We start from the raw sequence: 20009 nt of genomic DNA on the forward strand, positions 1-20009 counted from the left end.
TTTTATTAGATACTTTCTTATTATGGAGTTGTATTGGATACGGGCAAGATCTTTCCGTTATAATACTTACTTCCATTTTGTGCGAATTCGGCAATATATCTTCCCATCTCAAAAGCCAGTGTACCTGCTTCTACGCCTGGAAAAGCTGTCTCAAACATTTCTGTCTGAGATGATCCCAGAGCAAGACAATTGACTTTGATCCCTTGCTCTTTAAACTCTTCTGCCAGACATTCCGTCAATACACCCAGAGCGCCTTTACTTGCTGAATAAGCGGATAGTCCAGGGAATTTTACAGAACCCTGAAAGCCTCCCATACTGCTTATGTTGACGATATGTCCACCGTTTTTCATCAAAGGTGCTACATGTCGGATCATATTTACATGTCCCAATACGTTTGTCTGAAGCATTGTCGCAAAGTCTTCCGCACTGGTTTCCAAAAAAGGTTTGTACACCAATGCTCCGGCATTATTGATCAGAATATCTACACTGTCAAACTTCGACTGAATAAACGGGATCAATATTTCCGGGTAATTATCATACACAATATCAAATTGAGCCGGATATAATTTTCCCCCATCGTAATTTAGGGAAGAAGCAATTTCATGTAATTTTCTGAGTTTATCTGCAGATCTTGCTAATGCGATGACATTATTCTCTTTATTTGCTGTCAGATCTAGAACTGCCTCAAAGCCGATTCCGCTACTCGCTCCTGTTATAACTATATTTGCCATAATAATTTAATCCTCTTCAATTCTGCTCTGTTCCACCTCTTCAGCTGATGGTAATTTCTCTTCACCCAGACCTTTCGGGTTAAAGACGTAATAAGCACCAGACAATGAAACTAGAGCAGAAATAATATAAAATAATAAACTAATCAATACCGCAAGGTGTGAATCCAGATAAAAGATCTTTGCTCCCCACATATATACAATCTCACGCATACCCAGACCGCCCACTGAAAAAGGAATGATAGCAACCAGAGATGAAGCTAGGAAAAGGAAAAGATAAGGAGAAAATTTTCCGTCAAATCCCAATGCATACAAAATCATAATCGCAGATATTACCTGCATCGACTGTACACCTATAGCTTTGATATGTGTTCTGAAAAAGCGGGGTTTGAAATCCGGGAAAAACTTCCATATTACAAGATAATAGACTACTGTACCCGATATAAAGCATGCAGCTGTAAGGGCATTTGGTATCTTAAGTTGCGGCATGAACATGATCAGTACGGCTATAATAAGACACAATGCCCACAGTCCGCTCAGACGATCAAAAAACAAGGCACTCAATAGTTTCCGGCCTTTGATTTTGAACTTTTTGCGAAGAAAATAGATTTTATAACCATCTCCTCCAATACCTCCGGGTAGAAAGAGATTGTAGAATAAACCTAACTGATACAGTTTGAAGTTATATTTTTCACTTACATCCAGGCCTATTCCTTTTAGAAAACTAAGTAATCTGGAAGACGAAATAAATATAGAAAGTAGAAAGGCTAAAAATGCGAGGAATAAAAATAATGGATTACTATTGCGGATGGCTTCTACCAGATCCTTTATATCGACTTTGCTGAATACCCAGTACAAAGCCCCTATAGTGACAACAACTTTGAGTATGTTTTTAAGAATATTCCAGTATTTCTTTTTGTTCATGTGTATGTAAAACTAATCACTTGCAGAGATTAGCGGCTCAAAGGTAATAAAAACTTCAGGTCCTGTAAAGGAGATTACATGTTAAACATAGGATAAATCCGGGTGTAGAGCATTATCAGATATCCGATCAGCATTAAAGCAGAAAGCGAGAAAAGCCAGTTGATGTCTGTTTTTTTATACTTTTCTTTAAGCATGGTTATCAGTAGAATAACAAATATGGTGAAGAGTAAAAATGGAAATATCAAAAACCATTTATGTTCAAAATATACATATGATTGGTCTAATTGTTGAGATTTTCCGGATATAAATGGAAAGGCGGCAAGCCCCAGAATGATAATGAACAATCGCAATAAAACTTTTGCAACCAATTTGCTTGTGGTATGATTTTTGGAATGCTCGTTCATGGTTTTGTATTTTGTATATTTGCAAACATACAAAGATTGATTTATATAATTCTTAAACTATGCGTAAACATATTTTGACTTTCGTAGCGATCCTAGCAGGTGTTTTCTTGTTTTCATCGTGCGGAGCACAGAGAAAGACTACGTCTTCTTCAGGTAGCTCCAGTTCTTCCAGCACAGAAGTAAATGACGGACCAAGTGCCTCTCAATGGAAAGGTGGTGTAAAAGGTACATGGATTCTCAATACCATTACCCGTGAGAATATCCCGGCTGCTTATACTATTAAAACTGTATTCGAAGAAGCTCCTGCTGAGTGCTTTGAAGGAAGTGTATGGAATTTTCCATCCAATGGTAAAGGAAGTATAGAATTTACAGCAGAAGGTACGTTGTGTGCTAAAGGAGCTGTCCGTAATATTGTATGGTCAATCTATAACCCTGGAAAAATGGGCGGACAACCACAGTTTCAATTCAAAAAAATCTATTCAGGAGATAAGGCCAGAAATGTTACTACAGGATACCGTATGGATCTTTCCTTTTCTGACGGAGAAAAATTGGTCATGAAAATGCCTGTTCAGTTGGATAATGGTACTGGTTATTTAGTCTTTAATTTTTCAAAAGGAGATAGATAAGTATCTGAATAAAGATAATAATATGGAAAACGCAGGCGATATCACCTGCGTTTTTTTTGTGCTGTATTTTACGGTTTTGTACTAAAAAACTGTACTTTGAATTGTCAGTGCATAAAAGAAAAAATGGCAGTGGAAGATTAAAATTAACCTTTATTGTGTTGTAACATGTATTTTTTATTCAAATGTTCTAAATTGGAACATTTTTTGCTTGTGTCAAAGATGCAAATCATCCATCTATGAAAGCAGAAATGAATGGTTAATTAATAATTATGGAAATGGTAGATGAAGTAAGGGAAAAGGAAAAAGAGGGACAAAGAAAGAGAGATAGTTCAAAGATTTATTTTTTTATAATCGCAATAGCTGCTTTGCTGGCAACTAATATCTATTTCTACGTAAAGTTCAGGTCTTCCGGTGAGAAAGTTTATACACTAACGGTGCAGAAAGAAAGTCTGCAGATTGAGATAGATAGAATAGAAGCAGAATTGGATAATCTGAATGAGGAGAATGTTGCTTTAAGTGAAGCAATGAAAAAATCCGAATTACAGGCGCGTAAAATTATTGCGGATCTGCGTAAGGAACTGGAAGCAAATGTGCTGACTACTGAACAACTCAATCAGGCCCGAAAAATAGTGGCATCCTTAAAAGTAGATGTATCCGGATTGAAAACAGATATAGCTGATCTGAAAGCAAAGAATGAAATGCTTGAAAAGGAGAATGAAATTCTCAATAGTAAAGTCTCGGAGGGAGAATCAAAAATTAGTGGGCTCACGGCACATAATTCTGACTTAAAAGATAAAGTAACAACAGCCTCTGCAGTTAAAGTGTCTAATATTACTATCAACGGCCTTCAGGAAAAAAGAAAAGGACGTGTAGAAGTAGAGACAAGAGCTAAGCGTGTAGATAAGTTAGAGATCAACTTTACTATAGCAGATAATACGCTGGCTAAGACAGGCGCCAAGGAAATCTTTGTAAGAATTATTAATCCTCAGGGTAATCTTATTGCACAATCAAACGACATTTTCTATGTCCACGGAGAGAAACTTCAGTACACGTTTAAGGAAAGTATCAACTTTACAAATAACGGTGAGGAGTACAAGTTTTTGTGGCAGGAAGAGAGTAAAGATTTTGCAAAAGGAGCTTATACCATATTGCTCTATGCGGACAATGCTATAATGGGCAGATCCAGTGTAATACTGAAGTAATAAGATCTTAGTACAAACTAAACTAAACAATAAAAGGGTTTTGTAGTAATACAAAGCCCTTTTTATTGTTTAATAGCAGACGGCTAACGGCATTGTAACGGTTAGATATCTTTAATCATTGTATGGTAAAATGGAATATGTATAATAAATACTGTTCCTTTTCCCTGTGTAGTTTTGAAATTTATAGTTCCCCGCATACCTTCAATGGTTTGTTTAACGAAAGCGAGACCCAGACCGGTTCCTGAACTCTTAGTTGTAAAATTAGCCTGAAAAATCTTGGGTAGTGCTTCATCCGATATTCCGTTTCCATTATCGGTGATATGTATTTCGACCATTTCATTCGGGTTAGCATAGATCTCAAAGTCGATTTTGAGTTTTCTGCGACCCAGGCCAGCCTCAATTGCGTTCTTGATAAGATTATTAAAAGTTCTCAATAACTGATCTTTATCTCCCAATACAAATATTTCATTAGAATCAGCATGATTGGTAACGGTAATCTTAGCCTGTGTATTTGTGCTGTAAAATGAAACGGACTTGTTAATCTTTTGAATAATATTCACCTTTTCAAACCGGGTATCCGGAAGTTTGGCAAATGCTGAAAATTCGCTGGCAATATGAGATAAGCTGTCAATCTGCTCGATAAATGAAGTCGAGATCCGATTAAAGCGTTCTTCAAAGCGCGGATCATTTTCCTTATAGGATCGGGATAACTGCTGAATTCCAAGTTTCATAGGAGTCAGCGGATTTTTAATTTCATGAGCGATCTGTTTGGCCATTTCTCTCCATGCAGCCTCCCGCTCTATACCCATCAGCTTCTTAGAGTTTTCCTCTAGTTTGATCAGCATAAAGTTGTATTCTTTGACCAATGCACCCACCTCATCATTACGTTGCCAGAAAAGTGGTTCATTCTGTTTACCCACATTTGTCTGCGACAATTTCTTACCGATCATTACCAGAGGTGCAGTAATCTTATTGGAAATATACACCGCAAAGAAGCCGAATGCAATAATAATGATCGTGTAGATATTGATTAACGTGTTGAGCAACAGGTTGATACTGGTGCTTTCTTCCTTTTTAGATGCAAAATAAGGTATATTCAGGTAATAGGCGATCTGATAATCGGCATTACGGATACTTGCATAGCTGGAGGAGAATTCGAAATCACCAACTCTTTCAGGTTCGATTGTCTCCGTTTTTTTGATTAACGATAGTTTTTTGTACGCTGTAGGATTGATAAAAGTCGAGAAGAGCTTCAAATCATAGATCTTAGGTTGAGATGAATAGATCAGCCGTCCATTGCGATTGAACAATGTAAAATCCGTGGTCATGGCTTGGGATAGAATATTAAGATAGGACTCTACTGTTTCTTTACTATTCATGCTTTCTGCCGAGTTCATCATATTCTCCAGTTTCCGGGAGACTTCGGCAATATATTTTATACGGTTATTTTCTCTTTCATGACTCAGCCTCGAGTTTATATTGTAGAAAGCCAATGCACCCGAGATGAGGATCGCAAATATGATAGATACGATAAATATGGTCTGAATCCTTGTACTATACTGTATGGTATTTTTAAGGATCATAAAATGGTATTTGATACTCTTTAGCCTGAAAGATTTCTGCGTCATCGTCTGGATCAGGTAAATCACAATATCGACTATGCTAAAGAATACAAACAGAAGTACAAAGAAGAAACAGGTAACAGCCAGATAGTCATAAAAATTCTGATTGGCCCGACTGATCACCAACGTAGTATGGCTGTCCGGACGATACATCAGGTGAAAATAATCTCCCGGTTCATCAATTTCTATAAACTTACCTACTTTGTCAGGAAATTTACTGTCAGCACTTGGATACGTATATTTACCATATTGGGTCACGAGCTGCTTATCTTTATAGAGAGCAAAAGAGTTATTCAGAAAGGACTCCTGCTGTAATGAAGTGGTGCGGCTGTCTGACAGAATCTCCGGATAAGGCAAGATGTAACTGAAGGCTCTGTTCTTGAGATTTAAGAAGATATTGGCTGTTGTGTTATCTCCTAACGGCAAGTTTAAGGTCATGAAGTATTCATGTGTGCCCAATTCACTTTTCACCCGGTAGAAGCTCTCTGTTACTTTGATAGAATTGTTAATAACCTTCTCTCTGTATTCTTCGAATTTATTATTAGGGTAATTATCAAGTGGGATATTATTTGCATAGTAATACCCGTTAAAATCAAATTTAGACAAGTATCCGCTCAGGTATTTTTTCTTAATGAAATCTGTTATTTCGATGGCATTCTGCTGATTTGCAGAAAGTCGGAATAAGTGTTGAAGCTGTTCATCGTTTTTCATGGATTTTTCAATATCCATAAATAAGGAAATGGCATTGGTATCATCTTCTGCTTCCAGATTACTAAGCACTAATTTCATACTCTCCAGCTTTTTTATTTTCATGTATTTATCATGATTAATAGAAGAGAAGAGCGCAACGATAACAAGTATGACTATATAGAAAGAAAAACGGTACTGCCCCAAAGCATATTTTCTCAGGAAAATAAGCAGTATAAGGATGCCAAGAAGAACATTATTAATACTGTTTTCTCCCAACAGAGCGTATACAATCATCGAGAATATCAACACAGCCAGTTGAATATTTAGCTTGATACTGACCTGTTCGAATAACTGATCAATAAGCCGCAAAAGAATATCGATATAAAAGAACAGAGAGAGTATCGCCAGACAGAGGTTAAACAGGTTTAACCAGCTGTATTTACTCAGATCCGCTATTTTTGAAAAATCATAACTCACAATAGAGGTATGTGTAATCAGACTGCCCAGATGCTTAAAGAGCAGGTTGTAGAAAAAGTAAATACTGAATACAAGAAGACCGGATATCAGATACGGAATAATCTTCTTTTTGAGCTGAGGTGGCAGAATAAGTTTGTCCGATACAGAATGTATAAATGCGAGACACCAGAGGCAACTCAGATTCGTTAATGTAAGTGCCCACAGGTTTGGAAAAACCGAATTATATGCATAGTATTTAGGGTCGAATATTCCCAGACTGGAGTGCATGGCAAGCCAGTTACTCTGCAGATCGATGAAACGGAGGGAGGAGAGAACCGATACAAATATAAAAACTCCAAGCCAGGCAAATCCTTTTTTAGCCAGATTCAGACATATATTGTGTGTAAGGATAATAAAACAGAACATTGCGGATACCCAACAGATAAATTGGAGGAAGATAAATACATTATCATGTTTTCCACTCTTTAACTTTACAGAGAATAAATAGGTTCCGTCCTTGCTATACACATTCTGTATATTCTGTATATCTGTATAGTCCGCTATCTCCAGATTGGAATCATCTATGAGTTGTTTATTGAAGGTATTTTTCAGGTACTCATTATTACTGTTGAATAGACGTTTTACGAGTACAAGAGCAAGTATATTGACATCTCCGGCTGTTTTCTTTTTCACGACAAAGGACCGGTTATTTTCGATCATATAGGTCGTATTTGACTTGAGTCCTGCATCAGTCACAGGTACGTATACATCCGTACTCCAGAGGACAGGCTTACTATCTTTGTACAGATAGAGGAATACTCCTTTTTCCGATGCAAATTTTTCCAGTATATCTGCAGATTGCAGAGGAAACTGTTCCACATTCTTAAACGTCTTCATTATGGTGGAATCTGCAAACAGATCCTCAATGATACTTTCTTTTTTGTGGATATTGGCGGTAAGCTCATTTTTATCCAGCTCCAGCATATCTTTGTCCGTAATAGTAAGATGTATCGTGAGGGCTGTGCCCATGAAGGAGATCGTAAGAATAAGAAGGAGTATACGTATTTTCGTCGTTAATTGCACAGCTATAAAAGATTTACGTAAGTAAATATAAAAAAAAGTCCCCACATACTTTTATGTGAGGACTTGTGTATTTTACCTGAAAAGGAATTCTAGTTGTGAATATCTTCTTCTCTGAATAATTTTGCTGTTAAATATTCACGATTCAATCGTGCAATATTTGTCAGTTTGATACCTACAGGACATTCTGCTTCACAAGCTCCTGTGTTGGTACAGTTACCGAATCCTTCAGCATCCATCTGATCTACCATAGCCTGAGCGCGTTCATAACGCTCTGTCTGACCTTGTGGTAACAATGCAAACTGAGAAACTTTTGCAGAAACAAAAAGCATTGCTGATGCATTTTTACAGGCAGCAACACAAGCTCCGCAGCCGATACAGGTTGCAGATTCAAATGCTTCATCCGCAATTCTTTTAGGAATAAGGATTGCATTCGCATCTGGTACACCTCCGGTATTGACATTTACATATCCTCCGGCTTGTTGGATACGGTCAAATGCAGTACGGTCTACTGCAAGATCTTTCAATACAGGGAATGCAGCTGCACGCCATGGTTCGATGACGATTGTTTGTCCGTCATGGAAACTACGCATGTGCAATTGACAAGTTGTTGTCCCTTGTTTAGGACCGTGAGGACGACCATTAATAACCAATGAACACATTCCGCAAATACCTTCGCGACAGTCATGGTCAAAATAAATAGGATCTTCACCTTTACGGGTTAATTCTTCGTTAACAATGTCAAGCATTTCCAAGAAAGACATATCGTCAGCGATATTATTTGCCTGATAGGTTACGAACTGACCTCTTTGTTTATCATTTTTCTGACGCCATACCTTCAGCGTTAAATTCATATGTGCACTCATGACAATATTTTTAAGTAATGAATAGCGAACGGTGGTGCCGTCCGCTATATCTACTATTTATAACTTCTTTGTGTTAATTTAACATTTTCGAAAATTAACTCTTCTTTGTGAAGAACCTCTGGCTGGTTTTCGCCTTTGAATTCCCAGGCAGCAACGTAAGTAAATTCTTCATCATTACGTTTCGCTTCACCTTCTTCAGTCTGACTTTCCAGACGGAAGTGACCTCCACATGATTCAGAGCGGTTGAAAGCATCATCTACCATCAATTCACCCAATTCGATAAAGTCAGCAACACGGCCGGCTTTTTCCAGAGACAGGTTAAGCTCTTCATTCTCTCCCAGTACAGTAACATTGGACCAGAATTCTTTCTTAAGCTCCTGAATTAATCCTTTTGCTTTTGTCAATCCTTCTGCCGTACGAGCCATACCACAGTATTCCCACATGATTTTACCCAGTTCTTTGTGGATATCATCTACAGTTTTTGTTCCTTTCAGAGAAAGTAACTGTTTGGTTTTTGCCTCGACCTCTTGTCTTGCCTGCTCAAATTCAGGGCGATTGTTGTCTACAGGTGCAAAACCTAATCCTGAAAGGTAATCACCCACAGTATAAGGAATTACGAAGTAACCGTCGGCAAGACCCTGCATTAATGCAGATGCTCCTAATCTGTTAGCTCCGTGATCAGAGAAATTACATTCTCCTAATGCGTACAATCCAGGGATAGTCGTCATCAGGTTATAATCAACCCATACACCACCCATAGTATAGTGAACTGCAGGGTAGATACGCATTGGTTGTTTATATGGATTCTCATCAGTGATCTGATAGTACATGTCAAATAAGTTACCATATTTTGCACGTACTGTATCTTCACCAAGACGTTTGATCGCATCCGCAAAATCAAGGAATACAGCTACTCCGGATTTACCAACACCACGACCATCATCTACCGCTTCTTTAGCATTACGGGAAGCAACGTCACGAGGAACAAGGTTACCGAATGAAGGGTATTTTCTTTCCAGGAAGTAATCCCTGTCTTCTTCTTTGATATCAGCAGCTTTTAATTCTCCGTTACGAAGTTTAGCCGATAATTCCTGAGTTTTAGGTACCCATACACGGCCATCATTACGCAGAGATTCCGACATTAATGTCAGTTTAGACTGATGATCTCCCGTTACAGGAATACATGTCGGGTGAATCTGTGTGTAACAAGGGTTCGCGAAGAATGCACCACGTTTGTGTGCTCTCCACGCAGCAGTTACGTTACAACCCATAGCATTTGTAGATAAGAAGAATACGTTACCATAACCTCCTGTACACAATAATACCGCATGTCCTGCGTGAGATTCAATAGCTCCGGTTACAAGATCACGTGTGATAATACCTTTAGCATGACCATCCAATTTTACGACATCAAGCATCTCATGACGGTTGAACATTTCAACTTTGCCTTTTTTGATCTGACGGTTTAATGCAGAATAAGCACCTAATAATAATTGTTGTCCGGTCTGGCCACGTGCATAGAAGGTACGGGATACCTGTGCGCCACCAAATGAACGGTTGTCTAACAAACCTCCGTATTCACGGGCAAAAGGAACTCCCTGAGCCACACATTGGTCGATAATATTTACTGATACTTCAGCCAGGCGGTATACATTTGCCTCACGTGCACGGTAGTCACCACCTTTGATTGTATCGTAGAACAGACGGTAAACAGAGTCACCATCGTTTTGATAATTTTTTGCTGCGTTGATACCTCCCTGTGCTGCGATAGAGTGCGCACGGCGTGGAGAATCCTGATAGCAGAATGCTTTTACGTTATATCCCAACTCAGCTAGTGAAGCAGCTGCAGAAGCGCCTGCTAATCCTGTACCAACAACGATAATGGTGAATTTACGTTTGTTAGCCGGATTAACCAACTTAAGATTGAATTTATAATTTGACCATTTTTGGGCTAAAGGACCCGCTGGTACTTTTGAATCTAACATATCTCTTTATTTTATTTTGATAGATATTTGCTTTCGCTCTTACCTTAAAATAGTTTATTTAGCAAAGAAAAAATATAAAGGCATGGCCGCAAATCCAATCGGGATAAGTACACCAAACACCCAAATACCTAAAAATCTAACAATTGGAATATATTTTTTGTGATTGAATCCAACGGTCTGAAAAGCCGATTGGAAACCATGTATCAGGTGAAAAGACAATGCTGCCATTGCTACAACATATAATAATACTAACCATACATTTTGGAAAGCATAATCTACCTGTTTGTACAGGTCACGTGCCTGTATCGTCTGTACGCCGTCTTTGACTTCTATACGGAAATCAGTGAATTCAGACTGACTTAATTCCTTTGAGGTGGTCACATTGGTGGCCAGATCTGTTTTATATTCTATATAAGGAGTCTGATCATTGTGATATTTCCACCAGAAGTTTGCCATGTGCGTAGCAATAAATACCAATAATACTGTTCCTAAAATTCCCATGTTTCTGGAATTCCACGCACTGTTAGCCGCTCCGTCGTACTTTGCATATCCGATCGGACGGGCTGCTTTATTTTTCAACGTCAGTACCAATGCATAAATAGCATGGATAATGATAGAAGCATAAAGTAAATAAGAAACTACTTTAATAGGTGCAAAATGGGTCATGGTGTATGCGTATTGGTTAAACGCAAGACCTTCATCACTCTTAAACAGTTGTAGGTTTCCGATCAAATGGACGATCAAAAACGTACATAGGAAAAGTCCTGTTAAGCTCATGATCAGTTTCTTCCCCAACGAAGAACTTAAAACTGGCTTTGATTTACTCATTGTCCTTGTATTTTAATTTAATACGCAAAACTATCTATTTGCGTCATAAAAATGTAAGCAAGTGCGTAAAAAGTACTAATTTAGAATTGTTCTAAGTTTGTAAACTGAAAAAGCCCGGAAAACCGGGCTCTTATTATCGTTTTGGAGGTCCTGAGACCTGCGTTTCTACTATAAGAAATTGTATCCTACACCAATTGACCACATTTTGATCTTGTCTTTGTTGTCACTAAGACTGGACAATCCATGTTCGTAACGAAGGTCTACGGTGAACTTGCTAATATCAGCACCTATACCACCGATAATTCCTGTGGATGCTTTTTTGTAATTAGCAAAGTCAGTGTATTTACTCAATGAACCGCCTTCGCTTACTTTGAATGCAAATACCGGACCTGCCTGAAATCTTACTCCGATAGGACCTAATCCAACACGTGTACCTAACAATACAGGCACGTCAATGGTAGTCAGATCAAAAGTTCCGTTTTCTGTCGATCCGTTTTCTGTCTGGTATTCACCTTTTATTTTCTTTCCGGTGAAGTAAGCTTCCGGCTGAACATGAAATCCTGCAGCACCAACTCTCGCCCACAAACCTGCCTGATATCCTGTTTTTGTATCCGAATTAAGCCATTTGCCTTCAGATTTCAGACTGGAGAAATTCAGCGCTCCTTTAACCCCGAACTTTAAACTTGGGATCAGCTGGGCATTTGCTGAAACGACTAACATCATAGAGGCAACTAAACTGAGTATAAACTTTTTCATAAAAAATGTATTTTTTGTTATAATTTTAATTTTTATTACTTTTCAATCTACGTACAAATTTTAAACCAAAAATGGCAACTATCAAAATAAGCGATTCCGATTGGGAAATCCTAAAGGTAAAGTTAAAAAGAAAATATAATAGTTTGACGCAGGAAGATCTTCTCTACAGGGAAGGACAAGAAGAGGAGTTGGTGCAGCGACTGGCTAAGCGTATCCGTCGCAATACGGATTATATACTGTTTACATTGGGTAAAGAACTGGAAGACTTAACGAGTAATCGCTTGTAGGTATGGCGGAGATTAGTTGGGCAGACTTTGAGAAAGTTGATTTGAGAGTAGGGACAATTCTCGAAGCGGTAGATTTTCCTAAAGCCAAAAAACCGGCTTATCAGTTAGTCGTAGATTTTGGAGAAGAAATCGGTATGCGTAAATCCAGTGCACAGATTACTGTACATTATACTAAGGAAAGTCTGATCGGCAGGCAAGTCGTGGCGGTCATCAATTTTCCGAAGAAGCAAATCGCTAATTTTATGTCTGAGTGCCTGGTGACAGGATTTGCAGATGAGAATGGAGATATAGTATTGACTGCTGTTGAACGTCCGTTGCCAAACGGATCGAGGTTGTGTTAGTAAATCAGATATGAGATATATTAATTTTGAAGAGGGCAGTAACATTGATCCTGATGAGTATTTTATGAAAGCTGCTTTGACCCTTGCAAAGAAAGCATATGAAGAAGATGAAGTTCCTATAGGCGCTGTTATTGTAAGTCAGGGAAAAATCATCGGGAAGGGATATAATCTGACAGAACGTCTTAATGATGTGACTGCTCATGCCGAAATGCAGGCTTTCACTGCTGCATCCAGTTATCTGGGAGGAAAATATCTAAAAGATTGTACTCTGTATGTCACTGTAGAACCCTGTGTGATGTGTGCAGGTGCATCCTATTGGACGCAGGTGTCCCGGATTGTATACGGAACTCCTGATGAAAAAAGGGGCGCTTCAAGATATGGTAAATTATTCCATCCGAAGACGGAAATTATATCCGGAGTACTGCAGGAAGAATGTGCAGAATTGATTACATCATTTTTTCGTCAGAAAAGATAAGACAAATCTCATTTCTTGACAGTATTCAAAACATATCCTCAATCTAAACGTTATATTTGTATACAAATCAAGTAAAGTATTAAACTATTAAATTTATAAATATTATGGCATTTCAATTAGAAGCGTTACCATACGCATCGGACGCATTAGAACCACATATTGACAAAGAAACCATGGAAATTCACCATGACAGACACCATCAGGCGTATGTTGACAATTTGAACAAAGCTATTGCAGGAACAGATGCTGAGAATTTATCATTAGAAGAAATTGTAAAAAATGTTTCTAAATATAGCCCTGCAGTGCGTAACAATGGTGGAGGTCACTTTAACCACGGTCTGTTCTGGAGTGTTTTAGGTGCAAATGCAGGTGGTCAGCCTACAGGTGAGCTTGCAACTGCTATCGATGAAACATTTGGTTCATTTGACGAATTAAAGAAAAAACTTCAGGAAGCTGGTGCAGGACGTTTTGGTTCTGGCTGGTCATGGTTAATCGTAGGTGCTGATGGAAAATTAGCAGTTACTTCTACGCCTAATCAGGACAACCCTTTAATGGATGTTGCTGAAGTAAAAGGAACTCCGGTATTGGGTATAGATGTATGGGAGCATGCTTACTACCTAAAATATCAAAACAAACGCCCGGCCTACCTGGAAGCAATTTTCAATGTGATTAACTGGGATGCTGTAGCAGAAAGATATGCAGCAGCTAAAAAATAATTTCGCTGAATAGCGATTACAGTAAAAGCGATGGGGTATCTCCATCGCTTTTTTTATACGTAAAGGTTATGAAGGTAAAATGTGTAAGTAAATATATTTTGACAATTGTCCTTTTAGGCACATTGTTTACTGGTTGTCATGCCCCTAAAGCTGAAAAAGTATCTTTCGGGCAGCTTCCGTCTCAACCCCGGAACAGCGAACACGATACAGCTACTTTTGCTGCTGGATGTTTCTGGTGTATAGAAGCGCAGTTTAAAGAGTTGAAGGGTGTTGAACAGGTGATGTCAGGCTATAGCGGAGGAGATGTAAAAAATCCAACATATACTCAGGTATCTTTAGGGGGGACGGGGCATGCTGAAGTAATACAGGTGGTGTATAATCCCCGAATTGTGTCCTATGACCAGCTTTTACAAGGTTTTTTTCTTGCGCACGATCCCACTCAGCTCAATCGTCAGGGAAATGATGTTGGAGAGCAATATCGTTCAGCGGTGTTTGTACATGATAAAATTCAGCTTGATAAAGTCCGGTACTATATCCGGAAAATGACGGAAGAAAAACTTTATGATAAGCCAATCGTTACACAGGTTGAACCTTTCACAGTGTTTTACAAGGCAGAGGATTATCATCAGAATTATTACGCAAACAACCCTGATGAAGCCTATTGTCAGTATGTGATTAAACCGAAATTGGAAAAGTTTAAACACATTTTCTCCACTAACCTTAAGCATACTCCTTAAAGGTTGACAGTCCATAGTTTTTGCTGTAATTTTATAGTGTAAATCAGTAGGTTACTGAATAAAATTAAATACTTATGTTAAAAGGATTTTTCAAAGTTCCTGTTCCTGTTAATGAACCGGTATATACTTACGCGGTTGGAAGTAACGAGCGTAAATTATTGAAAGCAGCTATTGAAGAAGCGCGTTCAAAGCAAATAGATGTTCCGATGTTTATCGGAGGGAAAGAAATCCGTACGGATAAAAAGATCAATATCACTCCTCCTCATGATCATCAGCATGTATTAGGACAATATAGTGAAGGTACCAAAACACATGTTACGGATGCGATAAATGCAGCTTTGGCGGCTAAGAAAGATTGGGAAAACCTGCCATGGGAAGATCGTGCTGCTATTTTCTTAAAAGCTGCTGATCTGATTGCGGGTAAATACCGCTATAAGCTGAATGCAGCAACAATGTTAGGACAATCTAAAAACCCGTATCAGGCAGAGATTGATTCGGCATGTGAGATTGTAGATTTTCTTCGTTTCAATGTGCAATACATGAGTGAGATCTACGCTCAGCAACCTCCTGTATCCGGAAAAGGTGTATGGAACCGTCTTGAGCAACGTCCTCTGGAAGGTTTCGTATTTGCTTTGACTCCATTTAACTTTACCGCTATTGCAGGTAATTTGCCTTCATGTGTTGCTATGATGGGAAATGTGGTTGTATGGAAGCCTTCTAATACGCAGATCTATTCGGCAAATGTATTAATGGAAATCTTCAGAGAAGCAGGTCTTCCTGACGGAGTTATTAATCTGGTATTTGTTTCCGGTCCGGACGCAGGAGATATCATTTTCAAACATGCTGATTTCGCAGGTATCCACTTTACAGGTTCTACAGGAGTTTTCCAGAATATCTGGAAAACTATCGGTGAAAATATTCACTTATATAAAACATATCCTCGTATCGTAGGAGAGACTGGCGGTAAAGATTTTATCTTAGTACACCCTTCTGCGGATCTAAAAGTAACCAATACAGCTATAGTACGTGGTGCATTTGAATATCAGGGACAAAAATGTTCAGCAGCATCCCGTGTATATATACCAAAATCATTATGGCCTGAATTAAAGAAATCAATGGTTGCTGATATTCAGTCATTCACTATCGGAGGTACAGAAGATTTTACAAACTTTATCAATGCCGTTATTGATGAGAAATCATTTGATAAATTGGCTAAATATATTGACCGTGCTAAAGATTCCGCTGATGCAGAAATTATAGTGGGGGGTACATACGATAAATCTAAAGGATACTTTATCCATCCGACAGTTATTGTGGCAAATAAACCCGACTACGAGACATTATCAGAAGAACTGTTTGGTCCGGTATTGACTGTATATGTGTACGAAGATGAGAAATGGGAAGAAACTTTAGAGTTGGTCGATAAAACATCCATCTATGCGCTTACAGGATCAGTAATTGCACAGGATCGTTATGCAATCGCACAAGCGACTCATGCTTTACGTAATGCTGCGGGTAACTTTTATGTCAATGATAAATGTACAGGAGCTGTAGTTGGTCAACAACCATTCGGTGGCGCAAGAGGATCAGGTACGAATGATAAAGCAGGATCCATGATCAACTTGTTACGTTGGGTTTCTCCACGTACAATCAAAGAAACATTCAATCCGGATACAGATTACAGATATCCGTTCCTGGAAAAGGGAGAATAAGAGATCGGAGTATAATTTAAGTAAAAGAGCTGGTAAATTGATTTTTACCAGCTCTTTTCATTTATTTAGCGTGCGCTTTGGGTTTTATTTTAAAATATAGAGTAGCACTAATTAGTAGAAGTATATACTTGTCATATTAGTCTTTAACCTCTCTTCCGGTCAAACCGGGATCTCTCCTTAAAAAGGAGAGAAGGACAGTCTGGTCAAACCGTTGTCATTGTTCTGACGAATTAGTACAGCACTGCTTGTGCCTGAACCGATAAATGTAGCGGGCACAAGCGGACGCTTGCGCCAGAAATGGACAAACGCAGTAGCAGCGTCTGTTGGTGTCTCCACCAACAGTATAGTCATGAAGTAGCAATCAGGAGTAGAAGTATATGCTTGTCATATCAGTCTTTAACCTACCGGGATCTCACCTTTAAAAAGGAGAGAAGAACAGTCCGGTCAAACCGTTGTCACTGTTCTGACGAATTAGCACAGCACTGCTTGTGCCTGAACCGATAAAAGTAGCGGGCACAAGTGGACGCTTGCGCCAGAAATGGGCAAACGCAGTAGCAGCGTGTGTTGGTGTCTCCACCAACAGTTTATTTAATCACAAGTTCAGCATATACCGGTCTGTGATCAGATGCGTAAGACTCTTCTATTACCTTGTGGTTTTGGAATGTAGGATTTTTGCTTTTATTGACCATAATAAAATCAATTTCACGGTTAGGATTCACTTCCGGAATAGTAAATCCGTTCGGAATCTCGCTACGTTTAAAAAAATCTCCTAATATCTTTATGGGTTGCGATTGAGGTTGTGCATTAAGGTCTCCTACAAGAACAACAACATGTTTTGTGTCCTGAAAATGATTGACTATAAATTTGGTTTGAGCGATTCTGTTTTCTTCTTTTAAATCCAGATGCGTATTGGCAAAAAGAATCTCTTTGCCCGAAGGAATTTTGATTTTTGCAATACCCAGACTTCGCATTTCACTTTTGACAGGCATAGGCAGTTCCAGACGCTCTGTATTTGTGATCGGAAATTTTGAAAGAATCACTGTTCCGTATTCTCCTTTTTCCAGATCGATTCCTTTTGAAAAAAAATAATATTTCATTCCGGATAATTCTGCGAGTTTTTTGGCCTGATCTACATGCTCCGAACGGCTTACATTTACATCTATTTCCTGCAATCCAACTACGTCAGCACCGGATATACGGATCACTTTTGCGATAGCTTCAAGATCGATAATAGCGGGTTTGCTGGGCGGATTACCATGGTGAATGTTGTAGGATAGAATCTTTAAGGGCTGCTGTCCGAACACCGGGACACAAAAGATAAACAGAAGCAACAAGAGAAAAGGAATAGATTTATTTTTCATGATATGAGGTTGTGAAAAATAAATATAGCCATTCTTTTGGAATGGCTATATGAATAAATTATAACATAATCGTGACCGGAGATGTTCTATTCCGGTTCGACAACAGCTTCTACACCGGATACTTCTGCTTTAATCTTTTGCTCTAATTCATCCATCAGATCCGGATTATCCTGAAGCAATGATTTTACAGCATCGCGGCCCTGTCCAAGTTTGGTATCTCCATAACTGAACCATGATCCTGATTTTTTGATGATATTGTACTCCACGCCAAGGTCGATGATCTCACCAACTTTAGAGATACCTTCTCCAAACATAATATCAAATTCTGCAATGCGGAAAGGAGGAGCAACTTTATTTTTTACAATTTTTACTTTTACACGGTTACCTGATACTTCATCCGAATCTTTGATCTGTGAAGTACGACGGATATCCAAACGAACAGAAGCATAGAATTTCAGTGCATTACCACCAGTTGTTGTTTCCGGATTTCCGAACATTACACCAATTTTTTCGCGCAATTGGTTAATAAAAATACAACAACAATTTGTTTTGGATATAGTTCCGGTCAGTTTACGCAAAGCCTGAGACATCAGACGAGCCTGCAGACCCATTTTGGAATCGCCCATTTCACCTTCAATTTCACCTTTAGGTACTAATGCTGCAACAGAGTCAATGACGATAACATCAATAGCTCCTGATCGGATCAGGTTGTCCGCTATCTCCAGACCTTGTTCACCGTTATCCGGCTGAGAAATCAGCAGGTTCTCTACATCGACACCTAATTTTTGTGCGTAATATTTATCAAATGCGTGCTCGGCATCGATGATGGCTGCAATTCCGCCTTTTTTCTGAGCCTCTGCAACTATATGTGTTGCTAATGTTGTTTTACCTGAAGATTCCGGACCATAGATCTCGATAATACGGCCTTTTGGTACACCTCCGATTCCAAGTGCAATATCCAGACCTAAAGAACCTGTAGAAATAGACTCAATGGGTTCAACCGCTGAATCACCTAATTTCATGATCGTACCTTTACCGTACGATTTTTCTAATTTATCTAAAGTAAGCTGTAAAGCTTTTAATTTGTCTTGGTTGCTCATATTTTTAGTAATTATTAATCAAAAGTACACATAAAAATGAAATTATCAAATTTAAAATGCTAATATAATTAGTTTTATAGTATTTCAGAATTAAACGATATGTTCTTTGCCTGTATTTAATTTCCGATGTGAAGTTTTTAGAAACTCAGTTTCATAATATTTACACATATAAGTAATAGGGCAAATCTCGCATTTGGGTTTTCGTGCAAGACATATATATCGTCCGTGCAAAATAAGCCAGTGATGTGCAACTGCTATAGTTTCTTCCGGAAGAAATTTGACAAGCTGTTTTTCTACAGCAAGGGGAGTAGTCGCTCTGCTGGTCAGGCCTAATCTGTTACTTACCCTGAATACGTGCGTATCAACTGCCATGGCCGGTTTATTGTAAACGACAGAAGAGATTACATTTGCTGTTTTGCGACCTACACCCGGTAATTTGATAAGATCTTCTATTTGCTCAGGCACTTCTCCATTGAACTTTTCAATAAGCATATTTGCCATACCAACCAGATGTTTAGCTTTGTTATTGGGGTAGCTAACGGAGCGGATATAACTGAAAACTTCATCAACAGAAGCTTCTGCCAATGCTTCGACTACAGGGAAACGCTCGAAAAGAGCTGGAGTTATCTGATTGATCCGTTTGTCTGTACATTGAGCCGACAGAATAACAGCAATGAGAAGTTCATATGGATTACTGTAATTTAATTCGGTCTGTGCATCAGGATTGTGAGTAGAAAAATATTCTACAAAAGCACGGTAACGATCTTTCTTTAACATATCCAAAGATACAAAAACCTTTACCTTTTAAAAAACAAGGCCCAGTGATGTTACCGGGCCTTGATCTTTAAGATACTTAATCTTTTTTCAACGATTTGGAATAAGCCAAAATACTGTCAATTGTCTTGCTGTTGGGATTTTTAGACAAATTTTGAAGATTTGATTTTAGCTGAATCTCGAAAATATCGTCCTGATAGTTTGTCAGATCTTTATCTTCTGTTGTGTAAGTATCTTCTTTAATTTTTGTAAAGTTTTCTACCATAAGCTGAACTAAATTTGTTTGTTATCAACTTCTTATCAAACGTAAGATAAGCAACTTATAGTATTTTATATCAC

Annotated in this window: 21 protein-coding genes; 8 read left to right on the plus strand and 13 right to left on the minus strand. The window is 38.5% G+C overall.

All coding sequences use genetic code 11. From position 1 onward, the window contains the following. Positions 1-20: 20 nt before the first annotated feature. The 3 genes from B4B65_RS03195 to B4B65_RS03205 form a co-directional block, all read right to left on the minus strand. Positions 21-731 carry an SDR family NAD(P)-dependent oxidoreductase gene (locus B4B65_RS03195; protein ID WP_201681448.1) on the minus strand — a complete coding sequence of 237 codons (711 nt, stop codon included), beginning with the start codon at positions 729-731 and terminating at the stop codon, positions 21-23. A gap of 6 nt (positions 732-737) precedes the next feature. Further along, the gene (locus B4B65_RS03200; RefSeq protein ID WP_293913277.1) at positions 738-1652 is read right to left on the minus strand and encodes a lysylphosphatidylglycerol synthase transmembrane domain-containing protein; all 915 of its coding nucleotides are present in this window, start codon (positions 1650-1652) and stop codon (positions 738-740) included. A gap of 74 nt (positions 1653-1726) precedes the next feature. After that, positions 1727-2056, minus strand: a complete 330-nt coding sequence (locus B4B65_RS03205) for a hypothetical protein (protein WP_201681450.1) — start codon at positions 2054-2056, stop codon at positions 1727-1729. Positions 2057-2115: 59 nt separating this feature from the next. On the opposite strand from B4B65_RS03205, the gene B4B65_RS03210 reads away from it, so the two are divergent. Next, complete coding sequence (locus B4B65_RS03210; RefSeq protein ID WP_201681451.1) at positions 2116-2682, plus strand: lipocalin family protein; 567 nt, start codon at positions 2116-2118, stop codon at positions 2680-2682. A gap of 269 nt (positions 2683-2951) precedes the next feature. Further along, positions 2952-3884 carry a hypothetical protein gene (locus B4B65_RS03215; protein WP_003008429.1) on the plus strand — a complete coding sequence of 311 codons (933 nt, stop codon included), beginning with the start codon at positions 2952-2954 and terminating at the stop codon, positions 3882-3884. A gap of 101 nt (positions 3885-3985) precedes the next feature. Here the strand turns inward: B4B65_RS03215 and B4B65_RS03220 are convergent, their stop codons facing one another. The 5 genes from B4B65_RS03220 to B4B65_RS03240 all read right to left on the minus strand — a co-directional run bounded on the left by B4B65_RS03220 (position 3986) and on the right by B4B65_RS03240 (position 12167). Next, positions 3986-7735, minus strand: coding sequence for a sensor histidine kinase (locus tag B4B65_RS03220; RefSeq protein ID WP_293913281.1), 3750 nt, complete (start codon positions 7733-7735; stop codon positions 3986-3988). 89 nt (positions 7736-7824) lie between these two features. Next, the gene (locus tag B4B65_RS03225; protein WP_201681452.1) at positions 7825-8598 is read right to left on the minus strand and encodes a succinate dehydrogenase/fumarate reductase iron-sulfur subunit; all 774 of its coding nucleotides are present in this window, start codon (positions 8596-8598) and stop codon (positions 7825-7827) included. Positions 8599-8651: 53 nt separating this feature from the next. Continuing rightward, positions 8652-10583 (minus strand): fumarate reductase/succinate dehydrogenase flavoprotein subunit, encoded by a 1932-nt coding sequence (locus B4B65_RS03230; protein WP_293913284.1) that lies wholly within the window; start codon positions 10581-10583, stop codon positions 8652-8654. A 54-nt stretch (positions 10584-10637) separates the two neighbouring features. Next, complete coding sequence (locus tag B4B65_RS03235) at positions 10638-11411, minus strand: succinate dehydrogenase cytochrome b subunit (RefSeq protein ID WP_201681454.1); 774 nt, start codon at positions 11409-11411, stop codon at positions 10638-10640. A 168-nt stretch (positions 11412-11579) separates the two neighbouring features. After that, complete coding sequence (locus B4B65_RS03240) at positions 11580-12167, minus strand: porin family protein (RefSeq protein ID WP_002997363.1); 588 nt, start codon at positions 12165-12167, stop codon at positions 11580-11582. 71 nt (positions 12168-12238) lie between these two features. Between B4B65_RS03240 and B4B65_RS03245 the strand changes: the two genes are divergently transcribed. The 6 genes from B4B65_RS03245 to pruA all read left to right on the plus strand — a co-directional run bounded on the left by B4B65_RS03245 (position 12239) and on the right by pruA (position 16435). Continuing rightward, the gene (locus tag B4B65_RS03245) at positions 12239-12454 is read left to right on the plus strand and encodes a hypothetical protein (protein WP_003008418.1); all 216 of its coding nucleotides are present in this window, start codon (positions 12239-12241) and stop codon (positions 12452-12454) included. Between the two features lie 2 nt (positions 12455-12456). Further along, positions 12457-12795 (plus strand): tRNA-binding protein, encoded by a 339-nt coding sequence (locus B4B65_RS03250; RefSeq protein WP_293913289.1) that lies wholly within the window; start codon positions 12457-12459, stop codon positions 12793-12795. Positions 12796-12805: 10 nt separating this feature from the next. Next, entirely contained in the window at positions 12806-13270 is a 465-nt protein-coding gene (locus tag B4B65_RS03255; protein WP_293913291.1) for a nucleoside deaminase, read from the plus strand. A 104-nt stretch (positions 13271-13374) separates the two neighbouring features. Beyond that, positions 13375-13986: a superoxide dismutase gene (locus B4B65_RS03260; RefSeq protein WP_293913293.1), complete on the plus strand. Its 612-nt coding sequence runs from the start codon at positions 13375-13377 to the stop codon at positions 13984-13986. A 68-nt stretch (positions 13987-14054) separates the two neighbouring features. Continuing rightward, entirely contained in the window at positions 14055-14723 is a 669-nt protein-coding gene (msrA, locus tag B4B65_RS03265) for a peptide-methionine (S)-S-oxide reductase MsrA (RefSeq protein ID WP_293913295.1), read from the plus strand. A 74-nt stretch (positions 14724-14797) separates the two neighbouring features. Then, on the plus strand, positions 14798-16435 hold the full coding sequence (gene pruA / locus B4B65_RS03270) for an L-glutamate gamma-semialdehyde dehydrogenase (RefSeq protein WP_201681459.1): 1638 nt from the start codon (positions 14798-14800) through the stop codon (positions 16433-16435). A gap of 177 nt (positions 16436-16612) precedes the next feature. Here pruA and B4B65_RS03275 read toward each other — a convergent pair whose 3' ends face one another. From B4B65_RS03275 to B4B65_RS03295, 5 genes are all read right to left on the minus strand, one after another. After that, on the minus strand, positions 16613-16786 hold the full coding sequence (locus tag B4B65_RS03275) for a hypothetical protein (protein ID WP_293913297.1): 174 nt from the start codon (positions 16784-16786) through the stop codon (positions 16613-16615). 233 nt (positions 16787-17019) lie between these two features. Next, positions 17020-17796 (minus strand): endonuclease/exonuclease/phosphatase family protein, encoded by a 777-nt coding sequence (locus B4B65_RS03280; protein ID WP_293913299.1) that lies wholly within the window; start codon positions 17794-17796, stop codon positions 17020-17022. Between the two features lie 86 nt (positions 17797-17882). Next, entirely contained in the window at positions 17883-18896 is a 1014-nt protein-coding gene (gene recA / locus B4B65_RS03285; RefSeq protein ID WP_002997339.1) for a recombinase RecA, read from the minus strand. Between the two features lie 90 nt (positions 18897-18986). Next, positions 18987-19673, minus strand: coding sequence for an endonuclease III (gene nth / locus B4B65_RS03290; protein WP_201681461.1), 687 nt, complete (start codon positions 19671-19673; stop codon positions 18987-18989). Positions 19674-19749: 76 nt separating this feature from the next. Then, positions 19750-19935: a hypothetical protein gene (locus tag B4B65_RS03295; RefSeq protein ID WP_293913302.1), complete on the minus strand. Its 186-nt coding sequence runs from the start codon at positions 19933-19935 to the stop codon at positions 19750-19752. Between the last annotated feature and the right edge of the window lie 74 nt (positions 19936-20009).

This window comes from Sphingobacterium sp. UBA5789 (genome assembly GCF_002418355.1).
Classification (GTDB): domain Bacteria; phylum Bacteroidota; class Bacteroidia; order Sphingobacteriales; family Sphingobacteriaceae; genus Sphingobacterium.